This is a genomic window from Shewanella sp. ENK2 (assembly GCF_043568515.1).
GTDB classification, from domain to species: domain Bacteria; phylum Pseudomonadota; class Gammaproteobacteria; order Enterobacterales; family Shewanellaceae; genus Shewanella; species Shewanella japonica.
In genome coordinates, this window is sequence record NZ_CP171406.1 from 1788764 (window position 1) to 1808307 (window position 19544).

At 40.4% G+C, this 19544-nt stretch carries 22 protein-coding genes; 11 read left to right on the forward strand and 11 right to left on the reverse strand.

What is annotated here, in order from left to right:
- Positions 1-17: 17 nt before the first annotated feature.
- The 4 genes from ACGEDC_RS07930 to ACGEDC_RS07945 all read left to right on the forward strand — a co-directional run bounded on the left by ACGEDC_RS07930 (position 18) and on the right by ACGEDC_RS07945 (position 3863).
- A complete protein-coding gene (locus ACGEDC_RS07930; RefSeq protein WP_394497524.1) occupies positions 18-1568 on the forward strand; it encodes an alpha/beta hydrolase in 1551 nt (516 codons plus the stop codon).
- Positions 1569-1570: 2 nt separating this feature from the next.
- Positions 1571-2305 carry an ATP-binding cassette domain-containing protein gene (locus tag ACGEDC_RS07935; protein ID WP_055024131.1) on the forward strand — a complete coding sequence of 245 codons (735 nt, stop codon included), beginning with the start codon at positions 1571-1573 and terminating at the stop codon, positions 2303-2305.
- Between the two features lie 106 nt (positions 2306-2411).
- Positions 2412-3560, forward strand: a complete 1149-nt coding sequence (locus ACGEDC_RS07940; protein ID WP_080917243.1) for an ABC transporter permease — start codon at positions 2412-2414, stop codon at positions 3558-3560.
- Positions 3561-3626: 66 nt separating this feature from the next.
- A complete protein-coding gene (locus tag ACGEDC_RS07945) occupies positions 3627-3863 on the forward strand; it encodes a hypothetical protein (protein ID WP_055024129.1) in 237 nt (78 codons plus the stop codon).
- 997 nt (positions 3864-4860) lie between these two features.
- On the opposite strand, the gene ACGEDC_RS07950 is transcribed toward ACGEDC_RS07945, so the two are convergent.
- From ACGEDC_RS07950 to ACGEDC_RS07975, 6 genes are all read right to left on the reverse strand, one after another.
- Positions 4861-5100 (reverse strand): hypothetical protein, encoded by a 240-nt coding sequence (locus ACGEDC_RS07950; protein ID WP_394497527.1) that lies wholly within the window; start codon positions 5098-5100, stop codon positions 4861-4863.
- Between the two features lie 190 nt (positions 5101-5290).
- Complete coding sequence (locus ACGEDC_RS07955; RefSeq protein WP_394497529.1) at positions 5291-5830, reverse strand: DUF6795 domain-containing protein; 540 nt, start codon at positions 5828-5830, stop codon at positions 5291-5293.
- Positions 5831-6224: 394 nt separating this feature from the next.
- A complete protein-coding gene (locus ACGEDC_RS07960; protein WP_394497531.1) occupies positions 6225-6575 on the reverse strand; it encodes a hypothetical protein in 351 nt (116 codons plus the stop codon).
- Positions 6576-6584: 9 nt separating this feature from the next.
- Positions 6585-7607 (reverse strand): hypothetical protein, encoded by a 1023-nt coding sequence (locus ACGEDC_RS07965; protein ID WP_394497533.1) that lies wholly within the window; start codon positions 7605-7607, stop codon positions 6585-6587.
- 180 nt (positions 7608-7787) lie between these two features.
- A complete protein-coding gene (gene mog / locus ACGEDC_RS07970) occupies positions 7788-8321 on the reverse strand; it encodes a molybdopterin adenylyltransferase (protein ID WP_055024127.1) in 534 nt (177 codons plus the stop codon).
- Between the two features lie 131 nt (positions 8322-8452).
- Positions 8453-8941 (reverse strand): C40 family peptidase, encoded by a 489-nt coding sequence (locus ACGEDC_RS07975; protein ID WP_065110485.1) that lies wholly within the window; start codon positions 8939-8941, stop codon positions 8453-8455.
- A 368-nt stretch (positions 8942-9309) separates the two neighbouring features.
- On the opposite strand from ACGEDC_RS07975, the gene ACGEDC_RS07980 reads away from it, so the two are divergent.
- A complete protein-coding gene (locus tag ACGEDC_RS07980) occupies positions 9310-9747 on the forward strand; it encodes a LysR family transcriptional regulator (RefSeq protein ID WP_394497536.1) in 438 nt (145 codons plus the stop codon).
- 53 nt (positions 9748-9800) lie between these two features.
- On the forward strand, positions 9801-10268 hold the full coding sequence (locus ACGEDC_RS07985) for a hypothetical protein (RefSeq protein WP_394497538.1): 468 nt from the start codon (positions 9801-9803) through the stop codon (positions 10266-10268).
- 169 nt (positions 10269-10437) lie between these two features.
- On the opposite strand, the gene ACGEDC_RS07990 is transcribed toward ACGEDC_RS07985, so the two are convergent.
- Positions 10438-11403, reverse strand: a complete 966-nt coding sequence (locus tag ACGEDC_RS07990; RefSeq protein ID WP_055024124.1) for a LysR family transcriptional regulator — start codon at positions 11401-11403, stop codon at positions 10438-10440.
- A gap of 646 nt (positions 11404-12049) precedes the next feature.
- Here ACGEDC_RS07990 and ACGEDC_RS07995 point away from each other — a divergent pair.
- From ACGEDC_RS07995 to ACGEDC_RS08015, 5 genes are all read left to right on the forward strand, one after another.
- The gene (locus tag ACGEDC_RS07995) at positions 12050-12421 is read left to right on the forward strand and encodes a DUF2726 domain-containing protein (protein ID WP_244899742.1); all 372 of its coding nucleotides are present in this window, start codon (positions 12050-12052) and stop codon (positions 12419-12421) included.
- Positions 12422-12504: 83 nt separating this feature from the next.
- Positions 12505-12978: a nitrite reductase gene (locus ACGEDC_RS08000; RefSeq protein ID WP_055024122.1), complete on the forward strand. Its 474-nt coding sequence runs from the start codon at positions 12505-12507 to the stop codon at positions 12976-12978.
- Between the two features lie 16 nt (positions 12979-12994).
- Positions 12995-13684, forward strand: a complete 690-nt coding sequence (locus ACGEDC_RS08005; RefSeq protein ID WP_394497542.1) for a 4Fe-4S dicluster domain-containing protein — start codon at positions 12995-12997, stop codon at positions 13682-13684.
- Positions 13681-14622, forward strand: coding sequence for a cytochrome c nitrite reductase subunit NrfD (gene nrfD, locus ACGEDC_RS08010; RefSeq protein WP_080917252.1), 942 nt, complete (start codon positions 13681-13683; stop codon positions 14620-14622). The genes ACGEDC_RS08005 and nrfD overlap by 4 nt, the downstream gene beginning before the upstream one ends.
- 20 nt (positions 14623-14642) lie before the next feature.
- Complete coding sequence (locus ACGEDC_RS08015) at positions 14643-14933, forward strand: cytochrome c3 family protein (RefSeq protein ID WP_055024119.1); 291 nt, start codon at positions 14643-14645, stop codon at positions 14931-14933.
- Positions 14934-15299: 366 nt separating this feature from the next.
- Here ACGEDC_RS08015 and ACGEDC_RS08020 read toward each other — a convergent pair whose 3' ends face one another.
- Genes ACGEDC_RS08020 through ACGEDC_RS08035 form a run of 4 tightly spaced genes read right to left on the reverse strand, consistent with a single transcriptional unit; the run spans position 15300 to position 19447 of the window.
- Complete coding sequence (locus ACGEDC_RS08020) at positions 15300-16169, reverse strand: DUF4198 domain-containing protein (RefSeq protein WP_394497545.1); 870 nt, start codon at positions 16167-16169, stop codon at positions 15300-15302.
- A gap of 10 nt (positions 16170-16179) precedes the next feature.
- Positions 16180-16704, reverse strand: a complete 525-nt coding sequence (locus tag ACGEDC_RS08025) for a DUF2271 domain-containing protein (RefSeq protein ID WP_192021781.1) — start codon at positions 16702-16704, stop codon at positions 16180-16182.
- A gap of 20 nt (positions 16705-16724) precedes the next feature.
- A complete protein-coding gene (locus tag ACGEDC_RS08030) occupies positions 16725-17336 on the reverse strand; it encodes a PepSY-associated TM helix domain-containing protein (protein ID WP_192021782.1) in 612 nt (203 codons plus the stop codon).
- Positions 17336-19447, reverse strand: coding sequence for a TonB-dependent receptor domain-containing protein (locus ACGEDC_RS08035; RefSeq protein ID WP_394497548.1), 2112 nt, complete (start codon positions 19445-19447; stop codon positions 17336-17338). The genes ACGEDC_RS08030 and ACGEDC_RS08035 overlap by 1 nt, the downstream gene beginning before the upstream one ends.
- Positions 19448-19544 lie beyond the last annotated feature (97 nt).

Below are 19544 nucleotides of genomic sequence, written 5' to 3' on the forward strand. Positions count from 1 at the left end.
CAAAAAGGAAAGATGTAATGAACATCGGAAAAGTTATGTTGCAAGGAACCTATAACAAGGTAAGCAATGCCCGTTGGCTGACAACAAAATCAAAGCTGATAAGCGCCGTTCAAGTTGGTTTACTGTCTATGATGAGCTTATCTGCTGCGGCAGATGAAAGCACTGTTGCTATTGAACAAGCACCACTTTCAGCGTGTTATGTTGATGGTTTATCTGAGCAAGTGCAGTGCGGCTCATTATTAGTGGCTGAAAATCCAGCCAAGCCTGATGGTAAGAAAATCACCGTTCATTACGCTGTATTACCAGCGATTAAACCCAGCTTTAAAAAACAAGCCATGCTTGCCATTGCTGGCGGACCAGGACAATCAGCCATTGAAAATGCCGCAGGGTTTGACCGCATACTGGCTAAAGTCCGTCAAGATCGCGACATTTTATTGATTGACCAACGTGGGACTGGGCAATCTAATATCTTGGCCTGTGATGATGACGATATGTCAGTGCTATCGTTTAATGATGACGATATGGACTATGTGAAAGACACTCAAGCCTGCTTAGATGAAATAGATGCTGATGTCACGCAATATGGCAGCTTAACGGCGTTAACTGACTTTGAAGCGATTCGCCAACACTTAGGTTATGAAAAACTGCATTTATATGGTGTATCTTACGGTACCCGTATGGCGCAGCTATATATGCGTGAACATCCAAATGCGATTGCCACCGTGACTTTAGATGGTGTTGTACCAATGCAGCAAAGTGTTATCGCTATTGGTGAAGCCATCGATAGAGGCTATGGCCTTCTCTTTAAAGACTGTCAGCAAAACAGTTTATGCGGTCAGCAATTCCCGGATCTTGAACAAGATTTTATCTCTGTCGATAATCAGTTAGCTGAATCCCCAGTCAAGACACAAGTACGCGATCCACAAACTGATGAGCTAACCAGCTTTTTGCTGACTCGAGGTAAATTTAACGGTGCGATTAGAATGGCGCTATACATGCCCAACATTCGCTCGTTAACGCCCCATGCAATTCATCAAGCCGCTTTGGGGAACTACCAACCCATATTAGGCATTTACACCTTAACCTCAGACAGCACGGGTATCGCCATGGGAATGCACGCCTCTGTGGTTTGTGGCGAAGACATTCATCGCATCACAACAAGCATGCGCGAACAAGCACAAGACTCTTACATGGGACGCACCATGATAGAAGGACTAGAGGCAACGTGCAGTGTGTGGAATATGCCGCAAGTAGAGAACAGCTTTAGCGATGCTATCGCAAGTGACATTCCTACCCTCTTGCTTTCAGGCGAGCTAGATCCTGCAACGCCACCAAGCTGGGGCGATATGGCCACAGAAAAACTCACTAATGCTAAACATTTTGTCTCTGAATTTGCTACCCATGGCGTGGCTTATCAAAGCTGCGGTAACGATCTCATCGCAGATTTAGTTAGCAGTGGCTCGATAGATAACATTGACGGTAAATGCTTAGAAAAGGATGTTCGTAGAAGTTTTTACTTAAATGCCAACTCAGTTGAAACCCTTTCAGCTGCCGCTGAGGAAGAATAATCATGATTACTGTATCAAATTTATCGAAAAAAATTGGCGACGTACAAGCACTGGATAACCTCAGCTTTAGTGCTCATGACGGTCATATTACTGGACTACTTGGCCCAAATGGCGCGGGTAAAACCACCTGTCTACGAACTGTGTTTGGCTTATTAGCGGCAGATGAAGGCCACGCCGAAATCGATGGTATTGATGTTGCCAAAGAGCCGACAAAAGCAAAAGCACAATTGGGCTTATTCCCAGACCCATTTGGTTTATATGAGCGATTATCGCCAAGAGAATACATTAGTTACTTTGCCGAACTCAGCGGCATGTCAAAGGCTGATGCTAAACAAGCAACAGCCAATGTCATCGCGCAATTAAAGCTCGAAGATATTGCCGACCGTCGATGTAAAGGTTTCTCACAAGGGCAACGCATGAAAACTGCATTAGCCCAAGCGATAGTGCACCAGCCAACCAACATCATTTTAGACGAGCCAACACGTGGCTTAGATGTCATGAGTACCAGGTTGCTGCGAGATATTTTGATTGAGCTTAAAAAAGCAGGACATTGCGTGTTGTTTTCAAGCCATGTGATGCAAGAAGTGGCCGCTTTATGTGACCAAGTCATCGTGATGGCTAACGGTAAAGTGGTTGCCACAGGCAGCCCAGAGGAGCTTTGCCAACAAACGGGTGAAACCTCACTGGAAGAAGCCTTTATTAAACTCATCGGTACTGACGAAGGAATCGCAGCCTAATGAATAAGCCTGTCATTATAACTGCAATGGTGTCGATACCATTGCCATACCCATTGACGAGTAAAATGAGTCAAGTGTTATCGACTAACAAAGGGATCTCAATCTCATGAAAACAATTATAGCGATGGTTCGCAAAGAACTGATTGATGCCATGCGTGATAAGCGCTCTGTCATGGCGGGTCTTTACTACGCAATCGGTACACCTTTATTAATGTGCGGTATGTTCATGGTATTAATCGGACAGCTGTCGACCCCTGAAGATCTTAATATCAAGATCACCAATGCCGACAATGCGCCTGATCTAGTCCGATTCTTAAATAATCGCGGCATTAACGCTTCAACTGACGAAGGGGTTGCAGCTAAAGATGTCAAAGATATCGAGCTCATCATCAGTGATGATTATGCAGCGCACATGGCGAAAGCCAAGCCTGCTGAAATCACCTTAATCGCCGATAACTCAAATGAAAAGCTACAGCAATCTATTCGCAGAGTTGAAAACCAACTGCAAGCCTACAGCGGAGAAATGGGCAGCTTACGCCTCATTGCACGTGGGATTAACCCTGCTGTTGTGCAGCCAATTAAAGTGGTAGTAGAAGATCAAGCAACGCCAGACTCTAAAGGCGGCTTTATTTTAGGAATTGCCATTTTCACCATGATTTATTCGGTGTTTATCTCAGGCATGAACCTGGCTATTGATACCAGTGCGGGCGAACGTGAACGTAATTCATTAGCACTGCTGTTAAGCCACCCTATTAGTACGCGCCAATTAGTACTAGGTAAAATCATTGCAGTCACCTGCTTTGCATTGCTGGGCTTATTGCTGATTTTAATCGTGTCTAAATTTGCCTACACCTTTGTGCCTTGGCAAGAGCTTGGCTTTAGCGTAAATATTTCGCCAGACTTTATGGGGCTAATGCTATTTATTGGCATTCCACTCGCCATTATGGCGGCGACCCTACAATTGTTTGTGTCATTTATGGCCAAAACATTTAAAGAGGCTCAGTCCTATCTCACCATGGTGCTGTTTGTACCGCTCGCCTTATCTATGGCAGCAAGCTACAACATCGCCCCTGATGTACTGGAATGGCTGCCAGTTTCTGGTCAGCAGCAAGCCTTAATGGCCTTTATTAAAGGACGCGAAATCCCGATGCTGCAATTACTGGTGTCATCTGCAGCCACACTGGTACTGTCAATTGCACTTGCATTTGGTTTAGAAAAACTGCTGAAAAGTGAAAAAGTGGTATTTGGTTTGTAGCCTATGCCCTCGGGCTGGTTCAACTCACCTTGAACCAGTCCACTCAATCTAGACAAGGAGTCCATCATGGAACAAGAATACGCAATCTTAGCATTAGTCATCATCATCACCGTGGGCACCACTGCCACAGAAATGTTTAAGCATTATGTAAAGTCAAAAACGAGCAACTTAGCGGATAACCATAGCCATGAGTTAGACGCGCTACGCCAGCAAAATAACGAGCTCAAGCAACGTATTGCCACGCTAGAGAAAATCGTCACTGAGCCAGAGTATGATTTAAAGCAGCAAATTAATTCGTTGTAACACACCTATTCAAGCTTCCCCCTGATGCAGACCTGAGAGCAAGTATGGGTATAACACGCTTAACGATAAACCAGTGGGCTAAATAAGTGAGTAAAATGCACAAGATTCTATTCAAACTCGCAACTATGTAGCCCACTCGTTCAATATGCTTTTGATGTCTTAACATCTAAGCCATGGAAAGCTCAATACATCACTCTCATGTTATAACACCCATCAGTTTTAACTGGCTCTAATGACTCATGGGCTTAGCATAAAAAAACCTGCCGTAGCAGGTTTTACAAAGAAGATAAATGAAGGCGCTCACGCAATGAATGCTATAAATCTGGGAATAACATAAGAAGTAAACCCATTAGTAATACACTTAACAGCAACATCATAAACACTAGCATAATGCAAACAGCCATGCCCTGTTATGATGAGGTTAAATGAGAAAATTTTAATGTCTTCTAGAGAAGACTCAACCTTGGCTATATAGTTTTTATGGATTAGTAATAAAAGCTATTCTCTTAAAACTCTTACAAAACCAGATGGGCCTAATGAGCACTTTAACCTTCTAATCAGTTAAAAGTATTGCAAAATACCCATAAGAACTAAGCTAAAAAAACACGTCATAAAAATAAAATAATAAACGACAAAAATGCGTCTAGTTTTATATGGGACACTCGCTCTTAACCCTTCCGCACTATATCGCCTTGCATACCACTCAAACATAAAAATACTGGCATAATGAAGGATACCTTGCCCTGCCAAAACTACATTTTGCGAATAATACTTTTGACCGCCCTCTATTACATCTTCAACTTGGCTAATATTTGTTTTATATATATAAATTAGCAAAGAGATTGCCAAAAATCCGCTACAGACGAACAGTATGGCCATAAAAAAACTGAAACTATCCAAGTTACTTACCCTTCTATTGTGCAGCAAAAATCGTCTAAATGTTTAGCCTAAATAATCACAACGTTTCAGAGGAGCAGGGAAATACTTGCAACTAACTCTAGTCCATGTGACCCACAAAGTGCAAACAGCTAGGGTTGTGCAGTGTTACATCATCATTAAATGCAGACTGCATACGACTAAACGTGTTTTCAAATCCTGAATGCACTTCAAGTGTCTTAGGCCCAATTGTTGTAGCGATATTGCCATTGTTCAACCAGTCAGCAAACGATGTAAACACAGTGCCACGGACACCAATAATATGATGCTGTTTGAATTGTGGTGATACCCCTTGTGCCATTAATGAAAACCGGTACTGCGATTTAATAATTGGTTAATTAGGCCACCACTCACACCTTTGATCTGACTATTGGTTATTTGAAAGTTTTTAATAAAATCAGGATGGAAATCACTTTGAAAACTTTTGTTTTTCCTAGTGTCATAAACTCTTGAAGCTATACTCGCTGCTATACTAGGTGAAATTGTGTAGCTCATAATTCGACTACCTTACCGGTAAAACGATCCGTTAATTTATTAAAATCACCATCTTCAACAATATATTGCTTATCTCCATTATAAATTAATACAGCGGTGTAATCTTCATACCAACGGCAGAGACTTGAAGCCATAAGGTCAAGATGCTCGTTATTGGTATTTTTGAATTGAAAAGTCACTCGTTTATCAGTTAAATCACAAGCCATAATTGATAGTTTTCTAGAAAACTCTGGTACTTCCCTAATACCAATATGGTTAGCAGACCATATAGGCAGCAGCTCATTATCATGAACTACAGTAATCTGTTGCGACACTCTATCTTCAGAGAAAAGCCTATTGGGAATTGATGAACGAATACTTTTTTGAGGAAGATGGAAGTGGCCTTTAACATCAGTCACTGCCACATCAATATGATCTTTTTCATCGATATACATTAATGAACGCGTCACTTCTATGTTAGCCACCGGGATACCATTTTCAGTAATAACGCCATTAATTTCTGAGCTTAAAAAGACTTCCTTTTTTAAACCAACCAAACATATCAACTCCATGACTTAAAATAGGATAAGCAAGCGCTAATATAGCAAGTAATACGAAACTACGGAGCCACTGTAAACGGTTTTTCATTAGCTATCCTTGCTAAATGTTATCTCGACTGTACTTGAAAATACGGTTTTTTATTTTACCTATTCAGTAACAAATTTCTATTGTCAAATAGAATGAGAGTAGTGATCAACGCATCTTTGTAGCCCATTCGTTCAATATACTTTGGTGCCTTAAAATCTAAGCCATGCAAACCATCACTCTCAGCTATAACACCCATCAGTTGTTAGTTGACTCTAATAACTAATAACTAATGGATTTAGCATAAAAAACCTTCCGTAGCAGGTTTTACAAGGAAGATAAATGAAGGGGCTGGCACAATAAACGCTATAAATCTGGGAATAACATAAGAAGTAAACCCATTAGTAATACACTTAACAGCAACATCATAAACAAAATAAAATATATTTTGAAAGGCCTTTGTAGATCTGCTGCAACAGATTTTCTTCTATCTAGTAACTGATGTCTTTTGGCATACCAGTCAAACATAAAAACACTAGCATAATGCAAACAGCCATGCCCTGTTGTGATGAGATTAAATGAGAAAATTTTAACGTCTTCTAGTTCAGCCTCAACCTTGGCTATATAGTTTTTATGGATATAAATCAGTAAAGGAAATAAAATACAAAAGCCCAAAAAAACCATGAACAAAAAGTTCGAAATAAATAATATTTCCATGTGGCTTAATTACTTCTCCATAGTTTCAAATAATAATTTTCCAGCTCGACCACCGCCAGCACCACCTAACTGAGCACCAGCATAACCACCAACTCCACCAGCGACGACACCACACCAAAGAAAACTGGTACCAGCTGAAGGAAAACTAAAGACTAAACTACATAATCCATAACTAGCAGCAAAACCCACTGTAGCCCCACCTAACACAGCCCCAGTGCCCTTACCAGTTTCAACATATTTAGCCTTAGTGCACTCAAGCTCTGTACCCTCGAGACAGGCTCGTTGTATGTTTGCTGTTGCTTCAACTCCCGTTAAAGCAATACCAATGTAGCCAACTCTTTTTAAGTTTTTCGCCATACTAGCAACAGTTTTATAATTCTCAGCAAATCCGGGTATTGTGTTAGCTTGTCCGCCCATGGTGTTCCATTGACGTATCATGCTTTTACTGCTTAAACCTAAATTACGCTTGATATCTCCAGATATCAAATTGCCACCCATTTGAGGCTGACCTAATCGCATTAGAGCATCATTAAGCTTGGTAAAAATAATTTTTCGTCTTTGCAAAAACTGCGGAGACTTTAGATTTCCAGAAGAGTTATAAGACCTCACATAGCTTTGTTCTAGTTGCTTAAGGTTTTCTTTTATAAAATTAACTTGTGCATTCCATGTATTGTTAGCAATTCCCAACAGTAATCCATTGTATTTTGCCGTATTACTCAAAAGGTCATAACGTTTTGCTAAAACTTCTTTTTCAGATTCATCTAGCTCACGCAATTTTTGATCAATTTCTATTGCAAACCTTTTAAAGTCTTCCTCGGCAATTGTGCACTCAACACTATTAATAGGAGAAATTAACACAACCTGACCAGGCTTCGCATAATCATCGACAATATGAGAGTTAACAAATTTAAAATGCTTGAATGTTTGAACAGTTGGTACGCTGTATAATGCGATAATCAAAGCATCTACATGCATTCTTTTTTCAACGATATGGATTGCTAAATCATTAGGGATGGAATTTGCAGTAGCCATTAAAAGTATCCTTACTTTCTATCTCCGTTTCAGATTGGATATTCTTACAGCTTCTACGATTTATGTACATTATCAAAAGGCATGTAAAAGGCAGATTAACCCCACCTTTTCTAGCTAGTTCGTAAATGAGCTAGAAAGAATATAAATGCACTTTTATTCAATCTAGCCCTTACCGCTAACCTACTTTGCTTTCGGTCTGAATGGCTTAATCACAGACTCATCACACTCTAAAAATGGACCATCCATTAAATCAATGCAGTATGGAATTGCTGGGAATACTGCATCTAAACATTCACGAATTGATTTTGGCTTGCCAGGTAAGTTAACAATCAGTGAGTCACCTCGTAAACCAGCTGTTTGGCGAGATAAAATAGCTGTAGGCACAAACTTTAATGATTCAGCGCGCATTAGCTCGCCAAAGCCTGGCATCATGCGATCACATACTGCTTCTGTCGCTTCAGGAGTCACATCACGCTTCGCAGGACCTGTTCCGCCGGTGGTCACAATTAGACTACAATTTTGTTCGTCAGCCATTTCAATCAGTGTGGCTTCAATCACTGCAGTTTCGTCAGGAATAACCTTATAAACAGGTTCCCACTCTGATGTTAAATATTCATTTAGCACATCAATAATGGCTTTTCCCGATAAATCTTCATACACACCTGCACTTGCACGGTCACTTACCGTAACAATACCGATTTTAGCTTTGGTCATGACGAGGTCCTTAAACTTGATCATTAAAATTACTGTAAGACTAAATGGATTTTTAGACTTTAGATGCGGCTAAAATACCACAATTTTATCGCTGAAGCGGAGAGATTGATCAAGAGTTACAGCGATGAAAGCTATAAACGGCTGGCAAACCAATATCTGGGTTTCCAATACACATTATCCATACTCGAGATCATCACGCCTTTTTTAGTCGAAACATGCAAAAAACGATGTCCACTTAAATACACACCAACATGGCGACCTGAACCTGTGGTTTTAAAAAAGACTAAGTCACCGCTTTGAAGATCACGCTTATTAATGCGTGTACCAAGGTGAGTTTGCCCTTGCACTGTGCGTGGCAAACTTGGGCCGACGAGATCTTGATAAGCCACATACACTAACCCTGAACAATCTAACCCTTTTTTAGTCAGCCCACCTAAACGATAAGGTGTCCCTTGCCATTGCTGATGAAACTGCAGCAGTCGTGCTTCATTCCATAAGCGTTCATCAGCTTTGGGAATGTCAGTTGATGCTTGAGTGCCTGACGGCAAAGGCGAATCGACTTGAGCAGCACATGCGGTCAGGAAAAAGCATACAAATGTGATAACGGCTCTTAATACCATACATTCATTTCCATCTAGTTTATCGCCTTATATCAGCATAACTATTTGTACAAACCATTTAGGTTAGTCTAATTGTAATTGATTCAAATGAAATCTTATAAAACTCGCTACGAATATCTCGCACCTAAACACTACAACTGAACAAAAATTCAGCAAAACCAACATACAAACTGTCAACAACATGGTTACAGCAATACATACAACAATCTCAATTGTATTCCCTATCTTGCTGAATAATATAGTATTTAAGTATTATATTTAGCTAATAATACCCCTAAAGAGGTAAACTGTGAGTTGCATTCGATTTAGCACCATAATGATGTGATAACTTCGCAAAAGATGAATAACTCAAACGCTTGGTAAAACTCATGGAAAAACAATTATCAAGGCTAGATTACTTTACGCTTAAAGTTCTGATTGGCCTATTTGAATATAAAAATGGTAGCGTTGTAGCTGAAAAACTCAACAGCACCCAGCCAAAGGTGAGCCGTGCACTCAGCACAATGCGAGAAGTTATTCATAATGAATTGTTTATTCGCCAGCAATACGGTCTTCAACCAAACGCCATGGCTGAACGTTTATACCCTTTAGCCAAAAATATCATCAGTGCATACGATGATATGGCTACGGCCGCAAAGACCCAGCCTGAAAATGATCTCGTACTCCATATCAGCGCTCCCGAGCAAATGTCGATGTTTCTTTTAGAATCGATTGATAAAACCAGCGAGATGTTAGGCGTTAGCCATATCGTTGATATCCACCCATGGACAGAAAGTGCTGAACAAAAATTGCACAAGGAAAAATAGACTATGCTATTTCTTCTTTTCCTTTTAGCCATGACAATATAATCAATAATAAGTTGGGTGATATTGAGTTCTGGTTTTTAGCGGTACGTAAAGGGCATCCAATCCTACAGCAGCCAATAACCCTTGAAAGTATTCTTAAAAATCGCCTAGTATTCATCCATAATGGTCCCACATCAGCGCTTACTGAAATCGTGAGTCGTTGTAGTGAAATCACTCACTTGAAAGCAGACATCAGTTTGATCACATCAAGCCTTGTCATGGCATTTGAACGTGTCGTTAACTCAGATGATATTTGCTGGGCTCCTTCGGTCTTCCCATTTGAATTAAGTAAACAAAGAGATGACATTGAGCTCATTGATATGACCGAGTTCTACTATACTCACCTTCAAACCCCCGCAAATAACGTTGTCCCCTGTCATTACTTACAATGTCATGAAGCTAAAACATCAGAGTTCACTGCGTTATTAATAGAAAACATGACCGATAATTTGAAAAATATCAACAAACATATCGAAATATGAATATCAGTAATATTCACAATGATGAAGTGACAAGTAATGAAATAGTTGTTGCGGAATAAATACAAATAAGAATCAATAACAATTAGATTCTATCAATTTTAAAAAGTTAAAAATAATAAAGCCACTCAATATTAATTAAGTGGCTTTTTATTCAGTTTTATATGAACAATTAGTGAAGCGCTGAATGTACCAAACCTTGAATTTTTTCAGTTAACCATTGTAAGTTAGCTTCATGATTATTTTTATTATAAATCATATATAGCGTCGGTACTTTTACTTCCATATATAATCTATCAGATTCAACTTCAGCTAAACGACATGCGTGTAAACCTGGCGTTGTATTGATCATGTTATATATCGAGCTATATGGTAGTAAAGCAACCGCATTAGTTTGTCTTAAATACTCAAATAAACTGGAAACACCATTTAAATCCATTTCAGTATTAAGCGGTATTTTTCTACGATAACAATACTCTTGAAAAGCACTCATTCGCTGTTCTGCATCACCAACATTACTATTAACGTAAGGGTATTTGGCTATTGACTCTAACGTTATTTCTTCTTTTAGAATTGGATGTTTCTCATCACAAATTAAAAATAGCTTATTCAATTTCTTTAACGGTAATACTGCTAAATTATCATCTATGCTTTCCAAATTATCTATTGCTTTGCTACAACAGATACCAATATCAATATCCCCAGAGACAATATGATCAAGTGAAGACTTATTCCATGCAGAGATATTAAAATTGACATCTTTTCCTGCATCTCTAATGGACGTAAGCAACATCTTAGGAAAAGGAAAAGAAACAAGATCTGGCGCAACAATCTCAAAGTTATGAATATTATCAGCTATCGCCTCACCATTCAGCTGCTGCAGGCTGTTTGAACATTCAAGTATCTGCTTAGCAATCGGATAAACTTTGCCTGCAAACTCATTAGGCACCAAGCCATATTTTTTGCGAATAAAAAGCTCATTACCAAAAATTTCTCGTGCATGCTTAAGGCAACGACTTATCTTGGGTGCTGGCACATTCAATTTATTAGATACAAATGTCGCAGACTTGTTCTCATACAGATTAACTAGAATATTGATACTCAATAAATCTAGGTCACTATAACTAATATCTCTCATCTAAATACCTCCCAATGATAAGTTCATTTTAATAATACCCAATTTAAATTTATTTTTGTTATTTTATTTTAATTGTTTTATGAAAATGTTTGCCATGTCACTTATTTGGTTATACAGAAAATGAATAATAAATATTTAAATATCGGAATACTAAAAAACATAACGCATTTTTATATATAAAAACCTATAAACAGTGAAATAAAAACTTCACAAAAGCCACCAACCCCTTGTGGCTGCTACTTTTTAATAAAGTAAAATCTCAACAAACAGAATAACAAACAAGCTAATTTCGAAAATCAAAATATCACATTTAAATATTCAAAAGTCGCAATTCAAAATATACCTTTTAAAATTTGTAAAATCTAAATAATAATAAACAAACTCAAATTTGATATTTAAATATAAAAATAACCATCCAATTATTTAATTGATTTAAATCAATGTTTATAAACCCTCACAAGGAAATACTGAATGTGCTTTAAAAATAAATTTAATAATCAATGAAAGTTTGGAGGCGTTTATGAACACATCAGTCATATTAAGCTATGCTTTTGTCTACTTTGTATTATTCCTTGTTGTTCCTTTTGTTCTAATAACATTTACAATGACATGTATAAAGTTTTTCAAAACCAGCAATGTAGAGAATGTGGGCGTTAATATTAAATTGAATCCTGAAAAAATTGCGAATAAACCCGTTGGTTTTTTCAATAAGCTCAATTCAATTGCTAAAGGTAAATATAATATTTTATACGGTACTACGATGGATAATATTGTAGATATTGATAAAACAGACAAGCCAGAAGATGCTCACAAGCATCTACAACATTGTCACCTCGATTATGTTGTCGTCGATGATAACTCAGCAGTCAAACTGGTGATTACAGATCCTCAACACAACACACCTGAAAATAATGAGTTCATCGACCATTCATTAGCAGAGGTTGGTATTAAAGTGATTCACTTAGCTAAAAACCAACAATGTGATGAATCATTAATTCGCAACTCTCTCGCAGCTTAGTGCTATCGGGTGCTGAAGCTAGGCTTCAGCACTCAAATCCCTATTAGACGTTACTGTATCACTGAATTATGTGAGGGCTCATTATGTCCAGAATTTCAAAAATCACCCTTCCCTTGTTGACCTCTATTTTGATGGTGGTACTCGGTTTTACCGCGCCTGTCGCCAAGGCTGACACCCCTGAATTTAAAATGAATCAAAATCGCCAATGCATCATGTGCCATAAGAAAAACGGCAACATGTATGGCATGCATGCTAATGACGCATTAGGTCAAACCTGCCAGGACTGTCATGGCGAGAAAGGTAAGCATCCACGAGGCGAATCAGAACTCATTGGTTTTGGTGAAAACTCCCCCGCTACAGCAGCACAACAAACAGCTGCCTGTATGGCTTGTCACGGTCAAGAAGAGTTAGCTGCTGCAGATTGGACCCACAATGTCCATTCTAACAAGGTTAACTGCGCCGACTGTCACCAACTGCATCCAGAAGTTGATCCAATTATTGGCATAACTGAAAGCAAGCGCATCGCATCATGTGTTAGCTGTCATGAAAGCAAATAATTAGGAGGATAAAACGATGAAAAAAGAAAGAAGACTATTTTTAAAAGGAGCATGTGTTGCAGCCGTTGGCGCTGCAGGCGCATCTGGCCTAAGTATCGCCAACTCTGGCGGTCAAAAAGAAGATAACAGCACAAATTGCAAATATGCCCTTATTCATGATGAAAACAAATGTATTGGTTGCAACGCTTGTTCCGTCGCTTGTCGTGAAACCAACAATGTACCAGAAGGGGTTAGCCGTTTAGATATTGAGCGCGAAGGGCCTTTTGGTGAATATCCCAATCAATTTTATCGTTTCACCCGTAAGTCCTGTCAGCAATGTGAAGGTAAACCATGCGTTAACGTTTGCCCAACGGGCGCTGCCTACCATGATCCTAAAACTGGCATTGTCAGCGTTGATGAATGGAAATGTGTTGGTTGCTTGTATTGCATCGCTGCTTGTCCATATCAAATTCGCTTTATTAACCCTGTCACTAAAGCCGCTGATAAATGTGACTTCTGTAAGGAGACCCGCTTAAAAGAAGGTCGCCTACCAGCATGTGTTGAAGCTTGTCCAACAAAAGCGCTCACCTTTGGTGACCTTAAAGATCCACATTCACAAGTGGTTGAAGTCCTTAAAACGACGCCTAACTACCGAAGTAAAACCGAACTGGGTACACGCCCTAAAGTGTTCCGTATTGCTTCCCAAGAGGGAGAAATCAAGTTATGAGCCCATTCCATTTTGACAGCCTCATTTGGCACTGGCCAATCGCCATTTACTTATTTTTAGCAGGGATCTCTGCTGGGGCAATTTGTTTTGCAGTATTACTAAAGCACTTCAAATTGGGTAAAAACGCCTATAAGTCTAGCTTTGTAAGAGCAGCATGTCTTATTGCTCCTCTTGCTGTATTTGCTGGCCTTGGGATCCTGGTCGTTGACTTAACCAAGCCGTTTGATTTCTGGAAAATTTTGGTTTTCTACAACCCAACTTCAGTGATGTCAGTGGGCGTTGCTGTACTGATGGTTTATCAAGTGGCTTTATTCTCGTGGTTGGCTTGTTTATTCCAAGAGCCTATCCGTCATTGGTGTAATGACCGTTGGCCTATCGTCGATAAAGCGCTGGATATTTTGTTAAAGATGGAAGCAACGATTACAGGGTTACTTGTCATCTTGGCACTATCATTAGGCGCCTACACAGGCTTCTTACTGTCAGCATTAACCACATTCCCAATGCTGAATAACCCTGTACTACCAATGCTGTTCTTAATCTCGGGTATCTCTTCTGGCGCGGCAGGCACATTGCTAGGTGGCGTATTAATGAAAGGCAACCCTGACGGTAAAGAAGTGCACTTTATCCATAACATTGAGATCCCACTTATCCTGCTTGAACTCGCTTTATTATTTACCTTCTTCGTAGGGTTAATTTTAACCGGTGGTCAAAGTCAGGTTGCCGCACTCAATGCCATTGGTGAAGGTTTCTGGGGCTGGGTGTTCTGGGCAGGGATTGTCGTTGTCGGTCTAGCTATGCCACTTGCATTTAACCTATTTATGACAGCATCAGCAAAACGCAAATTCTCTTATGTCGCCATCACAGCAAGTTGTAGCCTATTCGGTGTCCTCTTGCTTCGTAATTTCATTCTTTATACCGGTCAAATGACCGTAGCTTAATCATTATTTAGGAGTTAACCATGCTTAAAGTTTTAGGACTATCGATTTTACTGAGCTTCTCTGGTGCTGCATTTGCTGAATCAATTGCAGACACTCATACGGACATGGCTGGATGTGAAGCTTGCCACATGGATGGTGAACCATCAGCAGATATGGCGTATGAAAACCAAACCTGTATCGATTGTCACGGTGGATTAGATAGTATTGATGGTGAAATTCATCAACAACATGATGGCGTTTTAGATTGTGGAACCTGTCATATCGTGCATGAAGTTCAAGATCCAAACGATACTTGTGCTGACTGTCATTAGCATATAAAGCGCTTCGTCGAACCATTCACGAAGCGCGTTAATTAAACCACCAGCAAACAATGTCACTGTTAAGAAACCGTATCATTAAGCTTTTTTAAAAGTGACTGTTCAGTCTTACCCAAAGCACTGAAAGTGATTAATAGCCATGTAATTGGCTAATCCATCGAAGAAATGACTTTAGCCATTTCGTCGTATTAACAAGGAAGTCATTGGGCAGGATGCCATTTTACTTGTATCTATTGCACGTTAACTAAGTACTTTGCCAAAAGGTATTGCCCCTTATGCAAAGTGAGTGCACCCAACCTCCAAATGGGTTCGCCACCCTTTAAAGGGTGGCTTTTTTAGCGATTGGCCTATATTTCCCTATTATTCTGGAAACACTTCTAAGGTCAAATAAAGGCTAAAGTGCTTCACATCTATATCTGCTGCATCTGGAGCATCAACATGGGTTTCTGCAATCAACAAGTAAAAACCTGCTTGGCTTGGGGTAAAACTAATATCACCATTTTTGGTCACATCCAAAATTTGCTCATCTCGGTCATTACGGTGACGTGTTCCGGCTTTAATCAATTTCACTTTAGTGTTTGTCGTTAAAGGTTTTCCATTAAAAAGCAATTGAAACTGTGCAGTTTCATTAGCAAATAAATCATTCGGGTGGGTTGTTTTACTCACGATTTCAACGCCAGTCCCAGTAGAGGCAATCGCCTGATGAGTCGCACTGTTTAACGTCACAAACGTTTCTACCCTTGATGCTGTTGTTCGACGAACCACCTTTGTTGCTCCGGCAGGAATTTCAGGTGACGGCCCCCATAAACGAGCAGGCTGACCTTCAGCGTTAACAAAGGTAGTCATTAACACATCCGGTTGTACCAAGCCGACACGATACGTTCCCTCGTGAGCTAAGGTCACATCAGCAACAGACATACGTGAATACGCAGCCCATTGTGTGTCTAATGACACCTTGCCATCTGGCGCGATCACCGTGTATTCAAGGTTCGCAAAATATTCTTTTAGCTCACCGACATCTCGTCCTGAACCACTGTCGCCCAATGGTCTATCAGGGTGAAAAATATCATTAGAAATACTCGCCAATACAGTAATAGATTGAGGTGCTTCACCTGATAACAAGGTATGAGACGGCAGAATAAACCGTTCGTGTGCCGTGCTAGTAAATACGGCAAGTACACTTGCTATCACCACGACTGCACGTGAAATAAGCTTAACGTTAACTGACATATTGATCTTCCTATTTGATAAGTAATGTAACTGTGCCTAGCTCTTGTTTTCCTTCAAGAACCAACTGCTCTTGTTTGTTACTGGGGTATGAAAACGTTTGGCGTAAATATTCGCGACTCCCTTGCTCTCTGACTGACTCAACGTGTAATACATAATCGCCTGCTGGCAGCATTGCTCCAGTTTCCAATCGACCATCCCAATGAATGCTATACACTCCCGGCTTACGCGTAGCGCCACTCACGGCTTGATAATCAGGTGAACCACTACGACCTATTTTTCGCCACCACTGGCGTAAGTCTTTAAACCAGTCAGCTTGTTGTCGCCAAAAAGCCAATGTATGCACTCCCTGACGCTGCGGAGTTTCAATCCAGATCGCCACATACGGTTTATGGTATGGCGCAGCTTTTATATCTGGAATCTCAACCGACACCGTAAACTCCTGAGCTTGCAGCCAAGTGGGTGTCATTAATAAGCCGATAAGTAACAACAACGCGATCTGTAGCCGCACCATGAGTTTTGTTGCATTATTTTTCATTGAATTTTTCCTTGTTGCGATTACCTTGGCACCGCTATCAAATACACCACTAAAGGTGTAATGCTGCCCAAAGCCACCACCATGAATCCCATACGGCGGTGTTTGGCGTTTTGAAGCAAAATAATCAACCCTGTAATCGAAAACAGTAAAATCAGCCCTGCGGACACATCAATCACCACAGACCACACATTGCCGCTATGCCGGCCTTTATGCAGGTCATTCACTAACCCCAGTAAGCCTTGGCTACTGCGTTCAATTTCAATGAGTTGGTCATCAAGTAACACGGTGACAAAGGCATAACCTGCAGGCAAAGGGTAGTCAAAGGTGATTTCGCCCATGTCCACCAGCACATCAATACTGCGTGGAGAAGCCAGTGCCGTTTTTTGTTCGATATAGGCTTGCAGCGCGTTAAGCGGGTACTCTCCTTCAAACTGAGCAAATTGCACAGGTAAAGGTAAGCTTTGGATTTCGCTTGTGGCTTGAGCAGTCCAAGAGGGGTGATTAAGGGTAATCCCCGTAAGGCTAAAAAAGACTAACAGGGAAAATAAAGTGCATGACACATAGATGTGTAACCAACGGCAAAAGCTAAAAAAGCGTTTTGCTTTTGCCGTGCGTAGCCATGAATTTGCCATTAGAATTGATATGACACCGTGGCCTTAATATTACGGCCAGGTTCAAAATCTTGCAGATACAACTCGCCAAATCGAGGATGGAAAGACACCCCAGTACGAGAAGATTGCGAAGCATAATACTCATCAAATAAGTTATCGACACCTGCAATAATGGTTAACCCTTCAACCGCTGCAATATCCCATCTGGCATTGATGTTATGCACGGTATAACCTTGCTTACTGTTATCAAGACTTGCACCGTCTAAATCAAGTCCAGCAGGCACGTCATCGGCATAAAGCAGTTCCCAATTAAACGACAACCCCATGTCATCCAATGCATAACCTAAGGTTGCACTGACTGTATCACCTTGTTGTCTATCTAATCGTGCACCGTCTAATTCACTATATTGTTCAAACGCCTGTAATTCACTTTCAGCACTTGAGTAGGTTACCGAGCCTGAAAAACCACCATTGAGATAATTAATGTAGGCCTCATAACCTTCAATATCCATATCGCCGATATTGTCTTTCCAATATCGACCTCCAGAAGTAGCAGGTGCTGTAGCATAATCGTAGATGTAGTCATTGATTTCGGTTTTAAATACGGTCGCCCCTAGGGAAATATTATCATCACCAAATGCTTCAAATTGATATGCAAAAGCTAGCTCATAGTTAACCCCAGATTCGGCTTCAATTTCTTGATTGGTGGTGTCATATAAACCTGCGCCGACAAACACTTCACCAATTTCAGGCCCCTTAAATAACTCTGTAGCACTGACATTAAACACTAAATCATCAGTAGGCTGAATAGCTAACGCTAACGCCCATGCAGTATTATCAAAGTCGTTATCAACGACCTTAGAATCCACTGAATATTGGTCATAACGTAAACCTGGGATCAAACTGATGTAATCGTTAAAGGCAATTCGATCTTGAACAAAAATAGCAATGTTTGACGATTCTTCAGCAGACTCATCCGTGCTAGCAGTGTATCGAGCAGAGTAATCTGTATCATGTTTCACATAATCAAAACCATAGGTAAAGTCATGCTCCCACAGAGCTGTCAGCGTGGTTTCACCTAATAAGTTTATGCCTTGATTCTTTGCCTCTCCGGTGACAATCGCTGCCCACCCTGCGTAATCAGGATTATCTGCATAGCCCGTTTCATCACGCCACAGCTCGCTAGTATTGGAATATGCTGCCGCTTTTATCAAGCTTGACGCCAAACTTAGCTCGTAATTAAGCGCCAAGGTGTCACGCGTAAATTTCGTCGGCCAAAGCAGTGGCACATTTAATGACTCGGTAATAGCGATATCAGTTGCAAGCCCCATATCAGGGCGGTAGCTGTAGTCACCTTCGTCGGTGTACTTTTCATAACTAAGTTGAATACGCTGATTATCGCTCGGCTCCCAGCCGAACTTAATTAGTGCATCATCAAGTTCGCCCTCAAGCCCTCTTACCGTGCCGTCAGTACCTTCAATGACATCGCCATTTGAATCGGTAATTTCTCCGCCACCCACTTCGTAATTTTCACGATTGACCAAATTGTAATAGCCAAGAAAATCAACACTGTCAGTCATCAAACCATAAGCTGTGGCTGAGTAGGTTTGTCCAGAGTTATCGCCAGCCCCCACTTGCACGCGTCCACCAAATCGTTCACCCGATTGCAATAAGTCACGTGCTTGTTTGGTTTCAAATCTTACCGAACCACCTAAGCCGCCGTTAATGACTGAGTTGTTACCCACATCGATATCAACTGACTTCAAAATATCAGCGTGAATTTGCAAGTTACCCATGTGGTGATACATGTAGTTATTTTGCTTAGCACCATCAATCGATATGTCTAAGTCTTTATCATCCATGCTACGAATCGTAATACGCTGATTTAACGAATGTGCTCCGCCAACATCCACACCAGGAATGCTGCGTAATAAGTCACTGATATGATCAGCCTGTTTACTGGCAATGGCTTCTTCTTTTAAATACATAGAAGAGGCATTTACAGTGGTACTCCATACTGTCACACGTTCTATTTCAGTGTCTTCAGACTCAGCCGAAAATACCGTTGAAGAAGTAAGCACTGTAACAACAGCTAAGCTTGTCGAACTTATTTTAAAGCGCTTGGGTAACATAACGATTCCTTGTGGATGAAAATCATTCCGAACAACTGTAATGAGAATTATTATCATTATGTTACCACTGTGTTATGGTGTTTGTTTCACTCATTGT